At 51.1% G+C, this 20,884-nt stretch carries 17 protein-coding genes and 1 tRNA gene; 9 read left to right on the top strand and 9 right to left on the bottom strand.

The window, feature by feature from the left end:
- Positions 1–31: 31 nt before the first annotated feature.
- From HO274_RS01710 to HO274_RS01700, 3 genes are all read left to right on the top strand, one after another.
- Positions 32–934 (top strand): DUF6502 family protein, encoded by a 903-nt coding sequence (locus tag HO274_RS01710; RefSeq protein ID WP_051861996.1) that lies wholly within the window; start codon positions 32–34, stop codon positions 932–934.
- A 40-nt stretch (positions 935–974) separates the two neighbouring features.
- Positions 975–2,627: a DUF5666 domain-containing protein gene (locus HO274_RS01705; protein WP_273120881.1), complete on the top strand. Its 1,653-nt coding sequence runs from the start codon at positions 975–977 to the stop codon at positions 2,625–2,627.
- 66 nt (positions 2,628–2,693) lie between these two features.
- Positions 2,694–2,769 (top strand) — tRNA-Asn (locus HO274_RS01700).
- Positions 2,770–2,990: 221 nt separating this feature from the next.
- Here HO274_RS01700 and HO274_RS01695 read toward each other — a convergent pair.
- Positions 2,991–5,951 (bottom strand): transglycosylase domain-containing protein, encoded by a 2,961-nt coding sequence (locus HO274_RS01695; RefSeq protein ID WP_197456494.1) that lies wholly within the window; start codon positions 5,949–5,951, stop codon positions 2,991–2,993.
- 220 nt (positions 5,952–6,171) lie between these two features.
- Between HO274_RS01695 and HO274_RS01690 the strand changes: the two genes are divergently transcribed.
- Genes HO274_RS01690 through HO274_RS01680 form a run of 3 tightly spaced genes read left to right on the top strand, consistent with a single transcriptional unit; the run spans position 6,172 to position 10,595 of the window.
- Positions 6,172–6,990, top strand: coding sequence for a polysaccharide deacetylase family protein (locus HO274_RS01690; protein WP_227509510.1), 819 nt, complete (start codon positions 6,172–6,174; stop codon positions 6,988–6,990).
- Entirely contained in the window at positions 6,987–8,237 is a 1,251-nt protein-coding gene (locus tag HO274_RS01685; protein ID WP_273120876.1) for a putative glycoside hydrolase, read from the top strand. Before HO274_RS01690 ends, HO274_RS01685 begins: the two co-directional genes overlap by 4 nt.
- Positions 8,238–8,240: 3 nt before the next feature.
- Positions 8,241–10,595: an exo-beta-N-acetylmuramidase NamZ domain-containing protein gene (locus tag HO274_RS01680; RefSeq protein ID WP_051862207.1), complete on the top strand. Its 2,355-nt coding sequence runs from the start codon at positions 8,241–8,243 to the stop codon at positions 10,593–10,595.
- On the opposite strand, the gene HO274_RS01675 is transcribed toward HO274_RS01680, so the two are convergent.
- The 3 genes from HO274_RS01675 to HO274_RS01665 all read right to left on the bottom strand — a co-directional run bounded on the left by HO274_RS01675 (position 10,592) and on the right by HO274_RS01665 (position 13,600).
- Complete coding sequence (locus tag HO274_RS01675; protein ID WP_273120874.1) at positions 10,592–11,806, bottom strand: NAD(P)/FAD-dependent oxidoreductase; 1,215 nt, start codon at positions 11,804–11,806, stop codon at positions 10,592–10,594. The genes HO274_RS01680 and HO274_RS01675 overlap by 4 nt on opposite strands.
- Positions 11,807–12,406 (bottom strand): class I SAM-dependent methyltransferase, encoded by a 600-nt coding sequence (locus HO274_RS01670; protein WP_197456553.1) that lies wholly within the window; start codon positions 12,404–12,406, stop codon positions 11,807–11,809.
- 135 nt (positions 12,407–12,541) lie between these two features.
- A complete protein-coding gene (locus HO274_RS01665) occupies positions 12,542–13,600 on the bottom strand; it encodes a type III polyketide synthase (protein WP_031596946.1) in 1,059 nt (352 codons plus the stop codon).
- A gap of 176 nt (positions 13,601–13,776) precedes the next feature.
- Between HO274_RS01665 and HO274_RS01660 the strand changes: the two genes are divergently transcribed.
- Both HO274_RS01660 and HO274_RS01655 read left to right on the top strand, forming a co-directional pair.
- The gene (locus tag HO274_RS01660) at positions 13,777–13,968 is read left to right on the top strand and encodes a Thivi_2564 family membrane protein (RefSeq protein WP_031596947.1); all 192 of its coding nucleotides are present in this window, start codon (positions 13,777–13,779) and stop codon (positions 13,966–13,968) included.
- A 110-nt stretch (positions 13,969–14,078) separates the two neighbouring features.
- The gene (locus HO274_RS01655) at positions 14,079–14,576 is read left to right on the top strand and encodes a Spy/CpxP family protein refolding chaperone (protein WP_031596949.1); all 498 of its coding nucleotides are present in this window, start codon (positions 14,079–14,081) and stop codon (positions 14,574–14,576) included.
- A gap of 58 nt (positions 14,577–14,634) precedes the next feature.
- Here the strand turns inward: HO274_RS01655 and HO274_RS01650 are convergent, their stop codons facing one another.
- The 3 genes from HO274_RS01650 to HO274_RS01640 form a co-directional block, all read right to left on the bottom strand.
- Positions 14,635–14,826 (bottom strand): hypothetical protein, encoded by a 192-nt coding sequence (locus HO274_RS01650; RefSeq protein WP_062187270.1) that lies wholly within the window; start codon positions 14,824–14,826, stop codon positions 14,635–14,637.
- A gap of 17 nt (positions 14,827–14,843) precedes the next feature.
- A complete protein-coding gene (locus tag HO274_RS01645; RefSeq protein WP_031596955.1) occupies positions 14,844–15,137 on the bottom strand; it encodes a plasmid mobilization protein in 294 nt (97 codons plus the stop codon).
- A gap of 93 nt (positions 15,138–15,230) precedes the next feature.
- Entirely contained in the window at positions 15,231–18,311 is a 3,081-nt protein-coding gene (locus HO274_RS01640; RefSeq protein WP_273120866.1) for an EAL domain-containing protein, read from the bottom strand.
- Between the two features lie 133 nt (positions 18,312–18,444).
- Between HO274_RS01640 and HO274_RS01635 the strand changes: the two genes are divergently transcribed.
- A complete protein-coding gene (locus tag HO274_RS01635; RefSeq protein ID WP_197456296.1) occupies positions 18,445–18,783 on the top strand; it encodes a rhodanese-like domain-containing protein in 339 nt (112 codons plus the stop codon).
- A gap of 104 nt (positions 18,784–18,887) precedes the next feature.
- Here the strand turns inward: HO274_RS01635 and HO274_RS01630 are convergent, their stop codons facing one another.
- Both HO274_RS01630 and HO274_RS01625 read right to left on the bottom strand, forming a co-directional pair.
- On the bottom strand, positions 18,888–19,484 hold the full coding sequence (locus HO274_RS01630; protein WP_273120862.1) for a superoxide dismutase: 597 nt from the start codon (positions 19,482–19,484) through the stop codon (positions 18,888–18,890).
- A gap of 87 nt (positions 19,485–19,571) precedes the next feature.
- Positions 19,572–20,825, bottom strand: a complete 1,254-nt coding sequence (locus tag HO274_RS01625) for an amino acid aminotransferase (RefSeq protein ID WP_273120859.1) — start codon at positions 20,823–20,825, stop codon at positions 19,572–19,574.
- Between the last annotated feature and the right edge of the window lie 59 nt (positions 20,826–20,884).

The following is a 20,884-nucleotide window of genomic DNA, read 5'->3' as shown; positions in this document are numbered from 1 at the left end:
AAAACCACCCTAACTGAACTAATTCATCGCCATGGGCAGACCACCGCGTCAACTTCCCACTCCAAGCCAGTCCAGCGCTACGCTTCCTGCTGCCGAGGACACACTGGAGGCTGTGACCCATATCATGGCTCCAATGATACGCTTGCTCCTGTCCTGCGGGGTAGATTATGTGCGTTTTACTGCCGTACTCAAGCAAACCTTTATTGAACAGGCTCAAAGCGAACTCAATGAAGCCCATTGCAAGGATACGGACTCTGCTCTGAGTTTGCTGAGCGGGGTTCATCGCAAGGATGTGCGTTATTGGCGTGAAAATGGCATGGGGGATAGAATTGCGCGGAAAGTTTCCTTGAGTAGTCAAGTATTCTCTCACTGGATACAAAATCCACTTTATCGCGATCGCTTCAAAAATCCTAAATCCTTGTTACGAATTGGAGATGAAGTTTCCTTTGAAACGCTGGTGCGTCAGATTACTCAAGACGTCCATCCCTACACAGTGCTTTCTGAACTGGTTCGTCTGGGATTGGTGACCATCAAGAAAAAACAGGGACAAGACTGGGTCATTCCTTCTCCACGGGGATTTATACCTCCCGCGGGTTCCGTCGAACTCATGGAATTATTTTCTGGAAACCTGGGGGATCATGTGTCTGCCGCCGTCAGTAATATCAAAGGTCACGAGCCTCGTCTGGAGCAAAGCGTCTTCGTCAGCGGACTGACACCTGAATCCGTGGTCAAACTTGCCCAACTGTCTCAAAAACTCTGGTCCCAGATGCGCAGCGAAATAATCCGCGAAAGCAGCCTGCTCTACGAGCAAGAACGAAATGATCCGAGGGCCCTGCACCGAATCCGTTTTGGATCCTATTTCTGGGATGCCCTCTTGTCGGAGTCACCCTCCATTCAAGAAGACAAGGTTCTGGGCAGTACCCCTTCTCAGTGAGTCCTTCCATGCTTTCTTTCCAGTTCCAGGATCTGTAGTCTTGAGCGGTATACTGAACAAGAGAGGACTACTCTTTCTGATTCCCCTCCTGAGTTCCTGTGGTGGTGGGACACAGTTGGCTGGCGGGGTAGGGACGGGGGGAACTGGAGTGGTTACCGGTACGGTCACCGGGTTTGGCAGTCTGGTGATGGATGGAATTGCCTACAATAGCGCTACCCCGCGCTACGATGCAGAATCAACCACCCAACCCAGTGTCTCTGTCACTGCCATGAGAGTCCCTTTGGGTGGACAACTGAACATTCAAACCGATACCCAGGGAAATCCGACTTCGGTGTGGATCAACCCGGCGTTGGTGGGGGTGGTGACGAGCGTCAATCCTACATCAGGCACCTTGGTCGTCAATGGCATGGAAGTCGTCGTGAATTCTACTACGTCTTCCCTGCCGAATACCTTTTTCATCGGGTATGCGGGCATGGGTGCCATTCAACTCAATGATATGGTGCAAGTGCATGGCGTTCCAGGCACGAGTTCCTCTGGAACTCCTTTTGTTCAGGCCACGCTGATCAAGTTGATGCCCAGTAACCTTCCCATCACCCGGGTCAGCGGTGCTTTGACCCAATGGAATCCTTCCCAGCATACTTTCACTGTTAATGGAATTCCGTTTTCTTTCAACGCCAGTACCCAGTTCTTCAGCCCATTTTCAAATCAAACACTGGGTACAGGAGCGCTCAAGAATGGGCAGTGGGTTAACATCTGGAGTCAGACGCCCTCTGGAACTACGCCATTAGTTGCTGGCTCCGTTCAGGTCAGCACACTCTTGCCAGGCATGAATGGGAATATCACGCTGTCTGGTCTGGTGTCGGCCGTGCAGGGAAACCAGTTTCAGGTGGACGGAGTTCTGGTCAATGGTATCCATCAGGGGGGAGTAACCGCAGGTCAGTACGTTACGCTCAAGGGGGTCATCGATTCCACGACGGGTGAAGTTTCTGTACAAACGCTGAATCCTTATATTCAGACTCCTGCCACCTTGTCCGGAACCATCAGTGAATTTGTATCAACGGGGAATTTTGTCATTCGAGGGACTCCGATCATTACGAACAGTGGCACGGTACTCACTTTTGCCAATGGCGCCTCCGCCCCGTTATCTGCTTTGCAAAAAAATGGTTATATCGCTGTACAGGGAACCCTTCAAGGGAACATGGTCCTGGCGAGTTCCATTACGGTTTATCCTGGCCCTCCTGCTAATGAGGTGGTGGACTATCTGGGGAAGGTCAGTCAATACAACCCTTCTCAAGGAACGTTCACCCTCACCCTCCTTAGTGGTTCTTCCCAGCAAGTGACATTGTCCACCAGTGCTTCCTTTGGCAATGGGACTGTCGCCAATTTGGTCAATGGCGCTCTAGTGGAAGTGGAAGCCACCGCGGTCTCTCCACAAACCTTATCGGCTTACGGGGTCAGTTTCTGGAATATCACAAATCCCAATCTTTCCTCAGGTACCCTCGAAATTAGCGGGGTCGTGTATAACTATTCCGCAGGTGGGAGCAGTTTCAATTTAAATGGACTTCCCCTGACACTCGGAAGTGGGGTTTCCTTGCCATCGGGATTTGGCAATGGAGATAACATCGATGTGTTGATGACGCCTTCAGGCAGTCAGTATCAGGTCGATGCCGTCGCTCGGGATGATTCCAACTGAACGATGTTCATTGGCTTGGGACTTGTCATGCTCACGTGTTCCTGATAGAATTCGGGTCTTGATTGTTCCCTGATAGCTCAGTCGGTAGAGCGACGGACTGTTAATCCGCAGGTCCCAGGTTCGAGCCCTGGTCGGGGAGCCATAGGCACATATGAAGTAACTTCAATTAAGCCAATTCCAAGGCTTTCTACCAAGAGCGCGCCACGCTCCTTTGAACTCATCTATTTAAGTCAGCAACGCCAGCAATTCCGGCGTTATCTGTATGGTGTCTATTCCCAACATTTACCTTACCCACATTGCCACCCGATACGCCCGATTACACACACGTAAATTCACCTGATTACACCTGATTGTTGTTTTTCATCAGGAAGCAGGCATCCCCAACACCGGGAGCAAGGACTTTAATAACTGTACCGTCATGGCGCTGGTGAATTTGTAGTCTGCCGCATAGGGTTCATGAACATAGGCCGTGACGGTACCAAAGAAGCGGTCACCGATCAAAAATACGAAAGTGGCGGAACGATTCACGGCGCGCGAGGCGATCAACTTTCCATTGGGCGCATAGGAGACAAAACGCTGATCTCCGGTGCCGGTTTTCCCTCCTATCTCGATGACCTGACCATTTTTTTGCACCAATCCGTCTTTCAGACGGATTCCCGTTCCGCCCTGCACCACATCGATCAAGGAGCGCCGCACCACTTCGGTTACTTCCACAGGGAGCATCCGGACTCCGGCGGCGGGTTGACTGACAAAGTGGGTCTCATAGGGGGTCCCCTTCGCAAACTGCAATTCTTGCAATTCCACCATCGGCATCAACAGACCCTTATTGACGACGATCCCCATCAATTTCGCCAGAGAATCCGGGCGATCACCAGAGGCCCCCAATGCGGTGGCATAGGAAGGTGTCAGGGATTCGAAAGGATAACCCAAACGGCGCCAATCGGCGGCGATCATCTGAAAAGCTTCCAGTTCCAACATCTGACGAATGCGCGACTCCTGAACTTTTTTATTATGACTCTTGAACAACCACTGATAGACTTCCTGGCGTTGCTGGGCACTGGTTTCAACCAACTGCGTCAGGGTCGCTTTAGGGTGATGAAAAAGATAGCCAACCAACCATAATTCCAGGGGATGGATTCCAGCCAGATAACCCCTATCCATAAGGGAATATTTTTCAACAGCGAACTTGTCATAAAGAATCTGCAGGGATTTTTCATCGAGTTCCGCTTCGGGCAGTTGATGGTGCATGAAGGCCGTAAACTGTAAAAAACTGGCTTCAGGTTCAACACTTCGAAATATCAGGGCCAAATTCTTCGGTTTGGCATGGATCCCATCGACCAGGGTTTGTAGCATTTCGTCGGGGGATTTTCCCTTGTACTTCTTGTAAAAGCGAAACAGGAATTCGCGCCCTTCGCGGTCCGCAAAAAGCGACAGTTGGATTTGTTGGGATGGATTCACTGAAACTTCGGCTGTTCCTGTTGTACTTCCCGTGATGGGATTGTAATTTGAAGGAGTGGTCTTGACCAGGCCCACGACCCCAACACTCAAAGTCTGCGCTTCGTAATGATGCACGATGTCGCGCATCAGGCGTACAAATACCAGATTGACGGAGTGTTGAAAACCTTCTCGCACTGTCATGATGCCATCGTCTTTTTCTGGCTCAAAATTCTTGAACTTCTGTAATCCGCCGCCAGTAAAAAACGCTTCCGCTGGATTCCCGGAATAGGTCCTTGTCATGGCGGCCTCGAGCATGTCCTGCAAACGGCTATGGGGGTTTTCGACAAAATAGGTCAGCGCCCAGCGGGTCAGCGTATCCTGCGATCCAGCCTGAATTTTCTGCAAATCTTTTTGATTCATGTCTGCATAGGATTGATGCAGGCGGGTCATGATTTCCAGGTAAGTAATCAGGGTGCGTAGTTTGGAGGTCGATCCCAGGTTCAGGCGTGCCCCACTGTTGATATCAAAGGGCTGGTCCAGATCATCGGTTTGCACTCGCAACAGATTCGAATTGGAGCTGCGCTCGAACAGGGTAAAACTGAAGGACAAACGCTGGGGATTGTCATTTTCTCCCAGCATATTATGGCCATACAGTCCGGCGGCTCGTGCTCCGGCAGGGCTTTGCACCTGTCGCAACAAATTCGTGACAGCACGCTGCGCATCGCCATCAAGGGTTGTTTTGACGTTCAGATCGATCCTGTCCAGGGCATACAGATTTGTTATGTGAAGCAGTGAGAGAAGATCATTACGTAGCAAATTTACCGCCTTGTGGGATACAAAGGAATTTGCCTGCGGGATCAGCGGACCATGGTTCAAGTGAAGCGGAAGGGAGAGTGCTGCCCTTTGTAATGCAGGAGAGATGATATGGGCTGACCCCAATAATTTCAAATAATGGTTAGTCATCTGCATCAGTACGGGTGAACCCTCCCGTAAAAAGTAAGAAGGCCGACGCTGGGCAATGATGAGAGACAACGCCTGCTTATAGGCTTCGGCTCTCTGCTGCAAGGATTCGTCACCGTGCAACTGCAACAGATGATTGACTTCCTGAAAATCGCGACCGTACCACATCCACATGCCATCGCCTAATCCGTTGACTTCACCATAGCCCATCCTTGCCGTCAGGGGCACCGTATTCAAATAGGCCAGCACGATTTGGTGGCGGTTTGCCATGTTGTCCATGCCCTGCAGGTAGGAGCGGATCGAAGCCGAATCCATTTGCAAAAATTTTTCATGAATGGATAAAGTACGGCCTTCAGGGGAGTGTCGGTATTTCTCTATCTGGGTGGCCAAGGTACTGGCACCGGGCGTGTCATGTTGACGATGAATGACATGAAGGGCCTGATCGAATAGCGCCCGGTCAAGCCGACTCCAGTTGACTGCAGGATTGCGCATCGGATAGTGGCTATTCAGTAATTCCTTATCTTCAATGAACAACAGGGTGTCGATCAAGATCTTTGGAATGCTGTCGAAACTCACATAGGTCCGGGTCGGAGACAAGAGCGCATAGAGCAATCGTTGGTTGTGATCCAACAGCATCAATCCGGCCTGATCTTTCTCTGCATAAATCGGCGCCAGTGGCGATTCAAGCAACGCGGGCGACATGCGGACCTGTTCGGTGACAACAAACCCACGAGTGGTCAATGACTTGGTGTATTCCGGAATTTGACCATACCCTAGGCGCTCGTCATAGGGACCTGATTTCGGAAAACGAATCGAAGGACTGGGGCCCTTCTCCAGTTTATAGTCGAGCCGGCTTGCAAGCCTGAAAAAATAATGGGCTTGAAGCCAGGAGGAACGTAGTTCATTGATGACAATCCAGCCGCTCATTGCTATCAGTATCAGCAAGATGAGCAGAGATCGGCTTTTCAGGGCATGGAAAAGGGACACCGTATATTCCCTTGAGTGGACATGATGGCACGCATGAGAGGATGAACCTTACATTGTAGTGTAACCAGAAATGGCTGCATAATACAGGCCGTAGGCGAGGATCGTTCTGTCTATGACAAAACGGAAATTGGTCACTTAATCAATGCGCAAGCAGGTGTGTGTGAAGAAAAAACGGTATGTGCGCGCGCTCCTGATAGTACTTTTACTTTTTCCACTCGTTGATTTTGCTTGGGGGGGAGGGACGGAAGACGGTAGGGTTGCCGTTCCCATTCTGTTGTATCATCGCTTTGGTCCCGTGGTTGCGGATTCGATGACGATCAAAACTTCGGTTTTGGCCTCTCAACTCGAATATCTTCATACCCATGGGTACACGGTGATTCCTTTGCGCCAGTTGATTGCCTCTCTGGCAGGGAAGGCCCCGCGGCTACCCGACCGCTCCGTCGTGATTACCGCCGACGATGGTCATGAATCCGTATTCACCGACCTGTTTCCGCTGATCCGTCGTTACCACATGCCCATCACTTTGTTCATCTACCCTTCGGCCATCTCCAACGCCAGTTATGCCCTGACCTGGTCACAATTACAGGAAATGAAGGACAGCGGCTTCGTGGATATCCAATCCCATACTTATTGGCATCCCAACTTCAAAAAAGAAAAAAAACGCCTGAGTGCACAGGAATATGAGAATTTTGTTCACCGTCAACTGTTCAAATCCAGGGAAGTTTTGCAACAGAAACTGGGGGGGACGGTGGATATGCTGGCTTGGCCCTTTGGTATTTATGATGACGAACTGATCAATGATGCCAGACAAGCCGGTTATATTGTGGCTTTTTCCATGGCCAGACATCCGGTTACCCGTTCCGATTCCATGATGGCCTTGCCCCGTTATCTGATGATCAACCCGGTCCAAGGTATTGTGTTTGAAAAATTGCTCGCAGAATCCTCCCTTTCCCGGGAGAAAAGAGAAAACCATCCGTGAAGAATATCAAATCCCTTGTTTCCCTCCCACTTCTTCTTTGGGTTGTACTGAACCCGGTGTCCGCGATTGCGGCCGTCTATGCAGGCACAGTGCTTGATGCCAAGACCCGGAAACCCCTTGAAAATGCCTTTGTCACTTTGGGTACCACGGTGGTACGCACCGACTTCAAGGGAAAATTTATCATCAACGGCAGCGGCGACAAACTGGGCATCCGGGCCTATGGGCATGCCCGTGTGGATGCTCCGTTAAGCCATGATTCCGCCCCGATTACCTTGGCACCTTTCATTCCCAAGGCTATTTATCTTTCGTTTTACGGGATCGGAGATAAATCGTTGCGCCACGCCGCCCTCGATGTCATTCAGCGGACTGAAGTGAACGCACTGGTGATTGACCTCAAAGGCGACAGGGGAGGGGTCTCGTTCAAAAGTTCCATCCCTCTGGCCACTCAAATCGGCGCACAAAAAATCACCACCATCAAGGACGTGAGCGGACTGGTGACCGAACTCCACGCCAAGGGCCTTTATGTCATCGGGAGAATCGTGGTGTTCAAGGATAACCCACTGGCTTCCGCACACCCTGAACTGGCACTCAAAACCAAGGGCGGAGTCACCTGGAAGGATCGGGAAGGGTTATCCTGGCCAGATCCCTTCAGCACAACGGTGTGGAACTACAATATCGATCTGGCGGTGGAAGCCGCGCGTGCCGGGTTTGATGAAATTCAGTTTGACTATGTTCGTTTCCCGGATTCCCCAGAACCGGTCTATTCGAAGCCGAACACCGAAGAAAACCGAGTCGGAGCGATTTCAGGATTTTTGGGTGAAGCCAGAAAACGGCTCATTCCTTATAATGTTTTTCTGGCCGCTGATATTTTTGGATATGTGGCATGGAATACCGACGACACCCATATTGGCCAAAAACTGCAAAATCTGAGCGAGGTTCTGGACTATCTGTGCTTCATGCTCTACCCCTCGGGATTCAAGTTCGGAATTCCGGGTTACCTCAATCCCGTACAGCACCCCCGTGAAATCGTCCTGCTTTCTTTGGAGAAAGCGCAACAGCGCAGCAGTTTGCCCGCCATTCGCTTCAGGCCTTGGCTTCAGGCGTTCAGGGACTATGCCTTCGACCGAAGGTGGTTTAAGAACGATCAAATCAGGGCGCAAATTGAGGCTTCTGACCACTTCGGCAGCGATGGATGGATGTTGTGGAACCCCCATAACCTCTATGGTGATGGTCTCCGGAGCAAATAGTCGATGAGGTTAGTTTTTCGTATTTGGCCATGGCTCTTCCTCACCTTGTGGAACATGGCCTTGGCCCAGAATTCCGCGTCATTCCCTGTAGCCGATCTGGCGCCCATCGATGGGTTGACGAACAGGGAAATCCAGCACGGGCACATCCCCGGTGCCGTTATCATGGTAGGTACCCCCAAGGAAATTTTATACCGCAAGGCATTCGGCCAGCGTTCCCTGATACCGACCCTTCTGCCGATGACGGTGGACACCCGTTTCGATCTTGCTTCTCTGACCAAAGTCGTTGCTACCACTACTGCCATTATGCAGTTGGTGGAGCGACAACGACTCCGTCTGGATGATCCGGTGGCGAACTACTGGCCGGAGTTTGGCGCGAACCACAAGGAAGCCATTACCATCCGGCAGTTGTTGACCCATTATTCCGGCTTGCGACCAGATCTGGATTTAAGCCCCCAGTGGTTCGGTTATTCCACCGCCATTAAACGAATCCTTGCGGAGAAACCTCGTTTCCCACCAGGCAGCCAATACCTCTATAGCGACATCAACTTCGAGATCCTGGGGGAATTGGTTTATCGGGTGTCCGGCTTACCCCTGGATGTCTATTGTGCTCAACATATTTTTAAGCCCCTGGGCATGATGCACACCGGGTTTAAACCCCCTTTGGAGTCAACTTCAGACATTGCCCCCACCGAGTATCTGAACGGTCAACTCCGCTGGGGTGAAGTGCATGACCCCACAGCTCACCGCATGGAAGGTGTGGCAGGGCATGCAGGACTATTTTCCACGGCAGGGGACCTGGCCATTTTTGCTCAAATGCTGCTCAACGGAGGAAATGGGAACGGGGTTCGAATTCTGAATCCGGGCACCGTGGAACAAATGACCATCCCCCAGTCACCGCCCGGCATGACCGAATTGCGCGGGCTGGGTTGGCAGTTGGCGGCACCCCTGGCCACCAATCGAGATCAACTTATTCCCTTGGGTGCCTATGGGCACCTGGGCTATACCGGTACGCTCCTATGGCTGGATCCCATCACCCATACCTTTGTCATTGTCCTGACCAACCGTGTGCACCCCCATGGACAGGGCAACGCCAACCCTTTACGCCGAGGGGTATTGGCCATTGTCTCCAATGCGCTGGGACCACAATCTAATGAAAATATCCTGATTGCCCGTCCTGCCATTGCCGCTTATACCGAACTGGCCTCCTCTAAGCCGGTAATTCACCCGGCAACCCAGGTGGCTACCGGGCTTGATGTTCTTGAGACCCAAAATTTCGCTCCTCTGAAGGGGCAACGGATCGGGATCATAACCAATCAAACTGGAGTGGATGCTGATGGAAATCGGGGAATAGACCGGTTGAACCACGCGCCCGGCATCCGTCTTACAGCGATCTTCAGTCCGGAACATGGACTTCAGGGCACTCTGGATGAGAAAATTTCCTCAGGCACGGATGCAACCACGGGGTTGCCGGTTTATAGCCTGTATGGTGAAACCAGAATACCCACGGATCAAATGCTCCAGAACATCGATGCCTTGGTCTTCGATATGCAGGATGCCGGGGTACGTTTCTACACCTATCCCACTACCCTGGCCTATGCCATGGAAGCCGCTGCCCGCAAGGGCATCGATTTCTATGTTCTGGATCGCCCGGACCCCATCGATGCCAAGGTGGTGCAAGGTCCGATGCTGGACCCGACCCTGACCTCCTTCACCGGCTATTTTCCTCTCCCGGTGCGGCATGGCATGACCATGGGCGAATTGGCCGAACTTTTCAACACAGAAAATCACATCGGCGTCAGGCTGCATGTCATCAAAATGCGGGGATACCGACGCCACGACTGGTTCGATGATACCGGGATCCAATGGGTCAATCCTTCTCCCAATCTACGTACCCTTACCGAAACCACCCTCTATCCCGGAGTCGCGCTGGTGGAAAGCGCCAATGTCAGTGTCGGACGGGGCACCGATACCCCCTTTGAATTGCTGGGGGCGCCCTGGATTCACAGTCAGGAACTGGCGGATGAACTGAATCGACGGGAGATCGCCGGCGTATTTTTTATTCCCACAGAGTTTACGCCCGATACTAGCCGCTACGCGCATCAACTCTGTCATGGCGTTCGCATTCTGTTAACCGATCGCTATGCTCTGGATTCTCCGTTACTGGGGATAGAATTGGCCAGCGTCCTGCATCAGCTTTATTCGAAGCAGTTTCACCTCCGAAAAATCCTGGGTATGCTAGGGTCACGCTTCCTATTGCAGGCGATCACCGAAGGGCAGGACCCCAAAAGCATGGCGGCCCAATGGCAACCGGGACTCAAAGAATTTTCTGCCGTACGACACCGATACCTGCTTTACTAAAAAGAAAGTAACGGCTCCGCCTTGCCGCTCCAGCGAGCTCCCTCGGTCAAAAGTCGCGGGAAGCGCTCCAACCCTCCCGTCACAATACGAGAGGTTAACGGGCGCATGAATAAATGCGCGAATAGTGTGGCCACCCTGATGCGCCGTGAAAAATTGTTGCGCCAGGCAACTTCATAATTATGCCGCAGGCTTTCGAGGACCTGATTTGAAAATGTCGGATTGATGCGGGCGCGCCACGCATTTAATTGTTCGCTCAACAGAAAGGCAGATTGAATGGCCATGCTGATGCCTTCAGCCACTATGGGATGAATTTCGGCCGTTGCATTGCCGACAGTGAAGATGCCATCGCGACCAAACGTATGAACGCCGGTATGTAGCGGCCCTGATGACAACCATGCGCCGTCCACACAGGCTAAAGACAGCGCTTCAGATACGCCCTTGCACGAAGACTTGATATGTGCGAAAACTGCCGTCCCGGCACTCACCTTCGGATAGTGTTGCCGACATTTTTCAAGTTGATCGCGCCGTATGCAGCACGACAGGCTGACCCGGTCGCCATCGCTGTGCACCATTCCGCCATATCCTCCTGGAAACGCGAGCAGGGGCATTAGATCGGAGGGAAGTGTGCTATTGAGAAAATGCGCCTTGAATCCAAATAAATCCGAGGTGCGTTGCGGGCGCCGAAAGTTCTGCGTTGGCATTGCACCTGACTCGCAGGAACCATGTGCAGCGATAAGCAGCCTGGAACTCAATGCACGTTCCTCGCGCGAGCACTTGTTGATGATGTTGCACATGTAGCCATTGCCGTTCTCGACAAATGATGCGAGTGCAAATGGCTGCCATACGTCGGCCCCAACTTCAGCCGCACGCTTGAGCAGTTGCGTGTCCAAATGCTCGCGTCCGATTGCTCTACCGCCATCCTCGGCTTTATCAGTTGGCGCAACAAGTTGAGCAGTTACCATCGCATCGCCAGAGTAAACACCAACGCGACGCACGATAGGTCCGGCAATTTCCATCAATGGATCAGCAACTCCCAACTTCCGCAGTAATGGCCATGTCGTGCCCGAAATGAATTCACCGCAAACCTTGCGACGTGGAAACTGAGCTTTCTCGACGATGGCTACTTTCCATCCCGCCTGTGCCAGGAGTATGGCGGCGGTAGCGCCGGACGGGCCTCCGCCCAATATGACGACATCATGGCTGGTATCCATTTACGCTCCTTTCCAGATGGCGAGGAAACAATGGGTGAACAAGCCCGCTGAATATTCGTGCAAGACCCAGTTCTGCGGATTCGGCCACAGTTCCGACAACTCTTGCGCCCGAAACCCTGCGTGCACGCTCGATACTGCATCGTGCCGTGTCACCGGACCTGCCCCTAGCAAGCCGATGCAGTGGGCTCCCACCAGAGACAGGATGGAGCGCCTTGGTTCGCAGCAAAGAAAAACCTGACTGCGCGCCGCTATGCCCGCTAGAAGCCGCGCAAGTTCCTTTGACGAAAAATGATGCATGAAAAGGTTGGCGATGACTATATCCGTGCGCGAGTTGTTGTATCCTTCTAGCCAGTGGAATATATCCAATGTCACGACGCGGGGTGTCCAACCAAGTTTGTGGATTTCTTCGAGAGTCTGTGGTTCTACCAGATTCAATCTGTCGAGTAAGGTAACCTCCATTGCTGGCCAGCAATCTGTTTGCTTCCGTGCCATGCGTAACATCAGTGAACCATCCCCAGCGCCAAGTTCAAGCAGAGTGCGCGGAACGAATCCTGCCGTACCTCGATTCAACGCTCGTTGCATGATCACCAATGTCGCCATTGCACGGTGAATCCAACGCAAGTCTTTCCGTGATCTTAGAGCCTGGGGATCTTCCGCGGCAAGGCCATCGAGCAACTCCGGTTCAACTTGTCGCCGCAGATTAAAGTCCACGATGGGCACTCTCTCATCACCAGGTTACGCCACTTTGAGCAAGGCACCGTGGCAGTTGAATCCGGCACCGAACGATGACATCCACCACCATCCAGGCTTCGCGTTGTCATTGAGCGCGGCCTGCAATACAAAATAGACAAAAGCACTGCTCATGTTACCATGAAGGTGTAGCATGGTTGCGCTGTAACGGAGATCTTCAGCGGAGATCTTCAGGCGATTCTGCAAGGCAATCAGCACATCGCGTCCGCCCGCGTGCATGATCCAGGTGCTGACGTCTTCAGGCACTAGGCCGATTTCACTCAATGCCTTGTGCAGCACCTGCTCGGCGTAATCGGCAGCCAGACCGGGAACGGTCCGTGTCAGGACGTTACGAAGCATTCCACCCCGCATTTGGAACAACAGGGCATTGCGCTCAGCCGGATTAACGAGTGAAGCATATTCTTTCCATTCGATGCTGCGCCGCAACGGATTAGTCTGCCTGGAAAGCACCGCGGCTCCGGCTCCGTCACCAAACAGACACGCGCTGATCAATACGCCGGGATCATTATCAAGATACATCGCGGCACTGCTGACTTCCACGCAAATTGACAATACGTTGTGGCAAAAATCGGCAGACAGCAATGCTTCGGCGAGGCGCCAATTCGGCAGTGCTGCGGCACAACCTTGTCCAACCAGATCAAAAGCCTGGACATCAGCCCGCAGGCCCAGTCGTTCCACGATATAACTGGTTAGGCCAGGACAAAGATAACCCGTGCAGGTACTGACCACCAAGCCGTCAATTGCATCGGCATCGATGCCTGCATCTTCCAGTGCCGCTTGACCTGCTTCTGTTCCCAGCGTTGGCGCATTGTCCAGAAACCGCCTGTGCAGGGTATCGGGATCAATATTGAACACTTCATCCAGGGAGGTGACAGCGAGAGATCTGAATTCGATCCCGTTTTCCTTATTAAGAACGGCTTCAGCAATCATGCGTGAACGTAGACCAAGTTTGCCAAACCATTCAGAGGACCTGAAAGCTTCCCAGCATTCGGTTTTGTTATAACTGCGCGGTGGATTTGCCGTTCCCAGTCCATTGATGAACATTCAGCCTCCCGTTGCCATTTCTGATTGTATATCTTTTCCTGTGCGGTACTTTATACCATGGATGCCGCCGTAGAAATGTTTGATACCGTACAGACTGCATTTAGATTTTCGCCTAGATTTAAAATGGCAGTAATGGTTCAGTTCGTATGCAAATTGATGCAATACAAGGAGGCGATATGCCACTAGTTCAGTTGGTGATTATATTGATTGTTGTGGGGGTGGTTCTCTGGCTGATCAACACCTACATACCAATGGAAGTCACAATCAAGAAAATTTTGAATGCTGTGGTTATTATTGCGGTGATTCTTTGGCTATTGAGTGTATTTGGATTATTGAATTCTCTTTCCGGGATTCGTGTTGGACGGTAAATGGTGCAACATCCTGACCGGGTGGATGAGTTACGGTTTGAATGCCCAGTTCAACAGGTCAGTGAATTTCAGAGAGAGCGTTTTTTATTCATATTTAAAGGAAATTTCACATGAAATTGCATAGAAAACTGGCCACTGGATTGATCTGTTTGGTTTTTTCATCGGGTATGGCCACAGCCGCCGACTATAACGGAAATGTGAATGAACAAACCCATGAAATGGGCTGTGACGAAATGGGCATGAAACAGGGCGCTATGATGACTGATCTGGTTGCCACCGTCCACAAACATCTTGGTGAATTAAAAGAAAAACTTAATCTCACAAAAGATCAAGAACCCGCATGGAAAGCGTTCTCAGACAAGGTGATCGAGCAAGCCGAAAAGATGGTATCGATGCACCGCAAGATGAAAGGGGGCACGCAGAGCATACCTATGACCGCACCTGAGAGTATGACGATGAAAGCAGACGTGATGAAAGACCTTGCGCAGAACATGGCCTTGATGGCAAACGCGGTAAAAACCTTCTATGTGACCCTTACGCCTGAACAAAAAAGTATTTTTGACAAAAGTCACATGAACTACATGAAATCCATGGATTACATGAAATAGCCCTTGTCATCATTCAGGTAAAGTGGTTGGATCCTACGCGATGTGCTTGTTCTTTCCGTCATTCCTCAGGTTCGATCCGTGGAGGAACTTTTCCACTACGGTTACGGGCCAAGCCGATTTCCAACGCGGTTTCAAGGCGAATAACCCGCTCCGTCAGACCTTCGATCTTCTGCTGTTGGGTAATGATGGTCGCCGCCATGCGCTCCACCTTGTCATTCATTTTGATAACGGTGGTGATTGCATCCCACATCTTGTCAGTGACTCCCATCAGGCAACTTTTCGTTCAATTGCCACTTTCTTCTCCATCGCGGCGATACGCTGGTTAGAGGCTTCGATGAACGCCAGTGCATCGTCAATAGCAGCATTTGCCTGAGCAGTGGTTTTGTTCATCTGGTCCATCATGCCAATCAACATTGAATCTTCTTCGGACGGACGATAGGACGACGCTGCACGGCGCAGAAATTCACCCATTGAAACTCCCGCGTCTTTCGCCATTTTGGCGATTTGCCCTTTTTCCGTGGCAGTTACAAGCACCGGGATTCGTTCGGTAGCGGTTGCCATTGCATTACTCCTTTATGAACATGGACAGCACATGTGCAGTATAGTACGCAACCAACCTTGAATCAAGCGTTGGCTACGATGGAATTCGATTCATTAACGATGAAATAGCCATGTGTCAAATTGACTTACTGGAAGAGGTTGACTGAAATAATATCCTTGACCCTCATTACATCCCTGTTCACGCAGGAAAATCAATTGCTCCCGAGTCTCTACTCCTTCGGCAATGGTTTTCAGGCCCAGGCTTTTGGCCATGCTTATAATGGCTGCGATGATGGCTCGATCTTCCTCGGCCGTGCTGATATTTTGTACAAAGGACTGGTCAATTTTTAGCTTGTTTACATTGAACTTTTTCAGGTAATTTAATGAGGAGTAGCCCGTTCCAAAATCATCGATGGACAAACGGATGCCCTGCTCAAATAAACTGGTCAAGATGGCAATGGCACCTTGAGGATCATGCATGGCCACGCCTTCGGTGAGTTCCAATTCAAACAAGTGGGAGGGGACCGAGGCCTCCTGCAGAAGTCGAGGGATCAAAACAGATAGGTTGGAAAACAGAAACTGAACTGCCGATAGGTTGACGGCTATGACGATGGGAGAGATACCACGGTCCAGCCATTGTCTGAGTTGCTGAATCGCCCTGCGAATCACCCATTCACCGATGGGAATGATCAACCCCGTGTCCTCGGCAACGGGAACAAACTCCGCTGGCGATACCTGGCCAAGTTCAGGATGATTCCAGCGCAACAGCGCTTCTGCGCCGATTATTCGGTTGGTAACCAGAGAAATTTGCGGCTGGTAATACAAGTCAAATTGATCACATTCCAGTGCATGGCGTAACGCATTGACCAATTGCATGTTGCGTGTTGTGCGGGCTTGCATTTCGGGTGTAAAGAAACGATAACTGTTGCGTCCTTCATTCTTGGCGCGATACATGGCAGTATCGGCGCTTTTGGATAGCGATTCCAGATTGATGCCGTCCCCGGGATAAACCGCAATGCCGATGGAAATCGTTACAGAAAGTTCATATTGCTCGATCTGATAGGGCGCGGCCACGATATCCAATATTTTTTGTGCCACTTGCGCGGCCCCTTGAGCATCACTGCCCGGGAGCATGACGATGAACTCATCTCCGCCCAACCGTGAAATGGTATCTTCCTCTCGTAATAAACTTTGCAGGCGCTTGGCAACCATGATCAACAAATCATCCCCAATGCCATGCCCCAGTGAGTCATTGATTTCCTTGAAGCGATCGAGATCGAGAAACATCAACGCCAGATACCCGTTGCTACGTTTGGCCAGACTCAGGGCATAGCGAAGGTGTTCATCCAGTTGTGTACGGTTTGGCAATCCGGTCAACGCATCGTAATTGGCCAAATATTGAATCCGTGCCTCGTTGCGTCGGCGTTCGGTGATGTCTCGGGTGATACTCAAGAGGGCCGTAATGTTTCCTTTGGCATCTCTCAATGGGGCTGCATGGACCTCCACTTGCCGCCGGGTCCCCTGTAATCCGATTATTTCAAATTCCGCAATGGTGTTTACTCCCTGCGTTACCTGTTGGTACAGGGTATCAAAGTTTTTATGAAATTCAGGAAGAATGAAATCTCTCAGGTAATGTTGTTTGGCCTCCTCAAGGGTGGAGACCTCCAGAATTTTCAAGCCAGTGGCGTTGATATCCATCAGTTCCCCCTGAAGGCCGATGACCGTTATACATTCTGGCTCGGTCTCGATGATGGTTCTCAATCGTTGCTCGCTCTCACGCAAGTTGTCTTCTGCCTTCTGGCGTCGGTTTTCGCGGTCGAAACTGGTTAGAGCATAGTCTATGTCCAGTGTCATTTCGAGAAGAAGAGACTGAATACTCTCATCAAAAGCATGGGCGGTATCAGCATACAGGGTGAAAGTTCCAATGGTCTGACCATTGCGGTGCAAGGGAAGTGCGGCGGAGGCTGCCCAACCATACTGGATGGCGATTTCTTGCCAGGGAATGGTCATGGGATCCTTTCGGAAATCCTGGCACCAGACCGCGCGATTTTCCCGTAGGGCCGTACCAGTGGGCCCACACCCCGAAGGTTTGTCTGCTTCCACAGAGATGTCGAGTGTTTTCAGATAATCTTGCCCAGCACCGAAAAACGCAACCGGGATGATCTGATTCGTCGCGCTGTCCAACATGCCGATCCAGGCCATTTTCAAGCCACCAAATTTAACTACATCGCGACACACTTGGGGGAGTAGTTCCGCCTCAGAGGGGCAACGCACGATTGCCTGATTACATTGACTGAGTGCTACGTAGAGTTGTGTGATGCGCTGTAATTTCATCTCCGCAGACTTGCGCTCGCTGATATCCCGCACAGTGGCCTGGATCAGACTATTGGGGCCAGAATTCATGCGGGTAAGCAGAACATCCGCATAAAATTCTGTTCCATCGGTTCGTTTATGCATCCATTCAAAAAAATGCGAACCCTTGTCGAGGGCCAACTGCATCATTTCTCGTGCTTTTTCATCCGAACGACGACCATCTGGTTGAAGTTCGGGAGATACGGCAGCGGGAGAAAGAGAGATGAATTCCGCTTCATCCGCGCACCTGAACAGTGCGATGGTTGCCGGATTTCCGCTGAGAAAACCTTTATCGATGTTCAAGGTCATAATGGCATCTCGTGAAGATTCAAACAACCGTCGAAAGGCTGTTTCACTTTGCCGCAGGGCATCCTCTTCATGTTCACGACTGATGGCGATGGATGCAATGTGTGTCACGATGTCTATCAGACGGAGGTGTTCGGGGGTTGAGAGTCTGGGTTGGGCGTAATACAGGGCCAAGGTACCCAGTACGCGTTTTTTTGCATCGATTATTGGAATGGACCAGCAGGCGTGCAATCCATTTTCCAAGGCAATATTTTCAACGAAGACCGGTTCACTGCGGAAAATCTCGGTACCGTCCGAACTTGCCTGAGACCTGAGGGACTGGTCGTTCATGGTGGCAATCAAGGCGGGGGCGGGGGGTAAAGGAAAGGATGATGCGCCATGGTAAACACGAACACCCTCTTGGTCGAGCAACAAAACGGACCCTCGCAATCCAGGGCCCCGAGATTCAAGAAATTTCACCAAGGCCCTCAGGGATTCTGACAAGGGAGCGCCTGTGGCCACCATTTCCAAAATTCTTTCGGTTTCGTTAGGTAACATGTCAGATCACGTTAAAATGGTTCATGGGGCAGTTTATCACTCTGGTTTTCCAGATTTTTTGATTGATGACAGTGAGGGTGTTAAAAAGTACTGAAACACAACAGAACCCGTCAAATAATTCAGAGGAATCCGTATGGGAATATTTTCACACTTCATGGCCGCTATCAGTGATAGCAAGATCAGTACCGAACTTCCTGTCGATGCTCGATTGATCGATGTACGGACCCATTCGGAGTATATTTCGGGACATATCGAAGGGGCCATCAATCTGCCATTGGATCGATTCAATCATGATGTTCATCAGGTAATTCAAGATAAAAGCACCCCTGTTATCCTGTACTGTCGTTCAGGCGCGCGCTCGGGTCATGCCTTGTCTGTCATGCACCAGTTAGGTTACACCCAAGTATTCAATGGGGGCGGTGTGGGAAGTTTGGCTTTGCGTATGAAAAAAGATATAAAACGAGGAGTTTGATATCATAGAACGGTCTCAACCACCAAAGCAACCCTTTATTTCGGGGTGCGCCGGTGGTTGAGGGGCCTTAAGGCTTTTCAGAATTGGGGAAACATCCTGTTTTATTAGAAGGTGATTCCCTCTCCCTCCAGATTGCGCGCCACGAAATCCCAGTCCACCAGTGCCCAGAAAGTTTCGATATAACGGGGTCGCTCGTTGCGATAATCAATGTAGTAAGCATGCTCCCAGACATCGCAGGTCAGGAGAGGAATCTGGTTCCATTGCAGTGGGTTTTCCGCATCATTGCTATTGCGAATGGCCAACTGTCCGTCTTCGGTCTTCACGAGCCAAGTCCATCCCGCACCAAACTTTGTGGCGGCAGCCGTTTTGAACTGCGCAGCAAATTGATCGAAGGATCCGAAATTTTTGTTGATGGCGGCGGCGAGTTCTCCTGTGGGTTTGTCACTTCCCCGAGGATTGAGGCCATACCAATAAAAGTTATGATTCCACACCTGGGCCGCATTGTTGAAAGTCGGTCCCGTGGTTTTTCTGACCAGATCGGACAACGATAATCCTTCAAATTCTGTCCCCTTGATCAGTTCATTGAGCTTGTTGACATAGGCTCGATGATGCTTCCCATAATGATATTCCAGAGTTTCCTTGGAAATATGGGGTGCGAGCGCATCCATGGCAAAGGGCAGGATCATGAGTTCGTGTGTCACTTGAATACCTCCAGAGTTAGTTTGGGATGCCAGTAGCATACAACAATTTTAGAATGAGTATAGACATTGAGAATGTCTATTGTGAATTTACATTCCCGGTGCTTCTCTGATCACTTGAGTGAGGGCCTCTACCACCCGCTCAAGGTTCTGTTCATTGAGTGCAGCAATACAGATTCGCCCCGAGTCCACAGCATAAATAGAGAAATCTTGACGTAGACGACGAACTTGCGCCAAATTCAGTCCCGAGAAAGAAAACATTCCCTGTTGTTCTGCCACAAACCCAAAATCCTGATCTGGAATAGCCTCTTTGAGGCACGAAACCAATGCTTGGCGCATGAATCGAATGCGGTTTCGCATGGCCCCCAACTCATCTTCCCAGAGTTGGTGCAGGTTGGAATCTTCCAGCACCGTTGCTACGATGGATGCTCCATGGGTAGGCGGGTTGGAATAATTAGTGCGGATCACCCGTTTCAACTGTGACTGCACCCGCTGAGCTTCTTCCCGACTGGCGCAAATCAGGGTCAAGGCACCCACCCGCTCTCCATAAAGGGAGAAGGATTTGGAAAAGGAATTGGCCACCAGAACGGGAATGGGGAGTTCCGAAAAATATCGGACACTGACCGCATCTTTTTCTGTCCCCTGGGAAAATCCCTGATAGGCCAGATCAAGAAAGGGGATCAACCCGCGCTCCACCACCACGGCACGAATGGCTTGCCACTGCGCCTCATTCAAATCCACACCGCTGGGATTATGGCAACAGGCGTGAAGAACGACGATGGTGCCACGGGGCGCCCCTTCCAAGGTACGAATTAGTTTGTCAAAATCTACCCCGTGGGTTTCTGGATCGTAGTAAGGGTAGGATTTGACGACAAATCCTGCGGCCTCGAACAGTGCACGATGATTCTCCCAACTGGGGTCAGAAATCCAGACTTCGGCAGCCGGATGAAACCAGCGCAGAAAATCAGCACCCAACTTGAGGCCGCCTGTTCCCCCCAGGGACTGCACGGTAACCAGGCGACCTTCCTGGAGAACGGGTGAGTTTTCCCCAAAGACCAGGGTCTGGACCTGCCGGACATAACGTCCCAATCCCTCGATGGGTAAATAGCCACGGGCAGTTTTGAGAGTATTGATCTGGTCCTCTGCCAAGGCAACAGAGCGAAGGAGAGGCAACTTTCCTTGTTCGTCCGTGTAGACGCCCACCCCAAGATTGACCTTATAGGGGTTGGAATCCGCCTGGAAGGCTTCAGTTACGCCCAAAATGGGATCTTTCGGAGCCAAAGGAAGATGCGTAAGAAAAGAGGGAGTGATCATGGTGCCAAGAGAAGAAATTAAAGGTTCCATTGTAGAGGTTTTTTACCAACCAAGGGTACAATGCGACACTCAGGGTGGTCTGGTCTCCA

It is taken from the genome of Ferrovum myxofaciens, from assembly GCF_013181415.1.
GTDB lineage: Bacteria > Pseudomonadota > Gammaproteobacteria > Burkholderiales > Ferrovaceae > Ferrovum > Ferrovum myxofaciens.
This window is presented reverse-complemented; position numbering and strand designations above follow the sequence as displayed.

Bases quoted from the DNA above. Each gene is read 5' to 3' on its own strand.
- HO274_RS01660 (WP_031596947.1), top strand. From the start codon at position 13,777: ATGCCACTAGTTCAGTTGGTGATTATATTGATTGTTGTGGGGGTGGTT.
- HO274_RS01625 (WP_273120859.1), bottom strand. From the start codon at position 20,825: ATGGAACCTTTAATTTCTTCTCTTGGCACCATGATCACTCCCTCTTTT.
- HO274_RS01680 (WP_051862207.1), top strand. From the start codon at position 8,241: ATGAGGTTAGTTTTTCGTATTTGGCCATGGCTCTTCCTCACCTTGTGG.
- HO274_RS01645 (WP_031596955.1), bottom strand. From the start codon at position 15,137: ATGGCAACCGCTACCGAACGAATCCCGGTGCTTGTAACTGCCACGGAA.
- HO274_RS01665 (WP_031596946.1), bottom strand. From the start codon at position 13,600: ATGTTCATCAATGGACTGGGAACGGCAAATCCACCGCGCAGTTATAAC.
- HO274_RS01695 (WP_197456494.1), bottom strand. From the start codon at position 5,951: ATGAGCGGCTGGATTGTCATCAATGAACTACGTTCCTCCTGGCTTCAA.
- HO274_RS01640 (WP_273120866.1), bottom strand. From the start codon at position 18,311: ATGTTACCTAACGAAACCGAAAGAATTTTGGAAATGGTGGCCACAGGC.
- HO274_RS01655 (WP_031596949.1), top strand. From the start codon at position 14,079: ATGAAATTGCATAGAAAACTGGCCACTGGATTGATCTGTTTGGTTTTT.
- HO274_RS01635 (WP_197456296.1), top strand. From the start codon at position 18,445: ATGGGAATATTTTCACACTTCATGGCCGCTATCAGTGATAGCAAGATC.
- HO274_RS01710 (WP_051861996.1), top strand. From the start codon at position 32: ATGGGCAGACCACCGCGTCAACTTCCCACTCCAAGCCAGTCCAGCGCT.
- HO274_RS01650 (WP_062187270.1), bottom strand. From the start codon at position 14,826: ATGTGGGATGCAATCACCACCGTTATCAAAATGAATGACAAGGTGGAG.
- HO274_RS01675 (WP_273120874.1), bottom strand. From the start codon at position 11,806: ATGGATACCAGCCATGATGTCGTCATATTGGGCGGAGGCCCGTCCGGC.
- HO274_RS01670 (WP_197456553.1), bottom strand. From the start codon at position 12,406: ATGGCGACATTGGTGATCATGCAACGAGCGTTGAATCGAGGTACGGCA.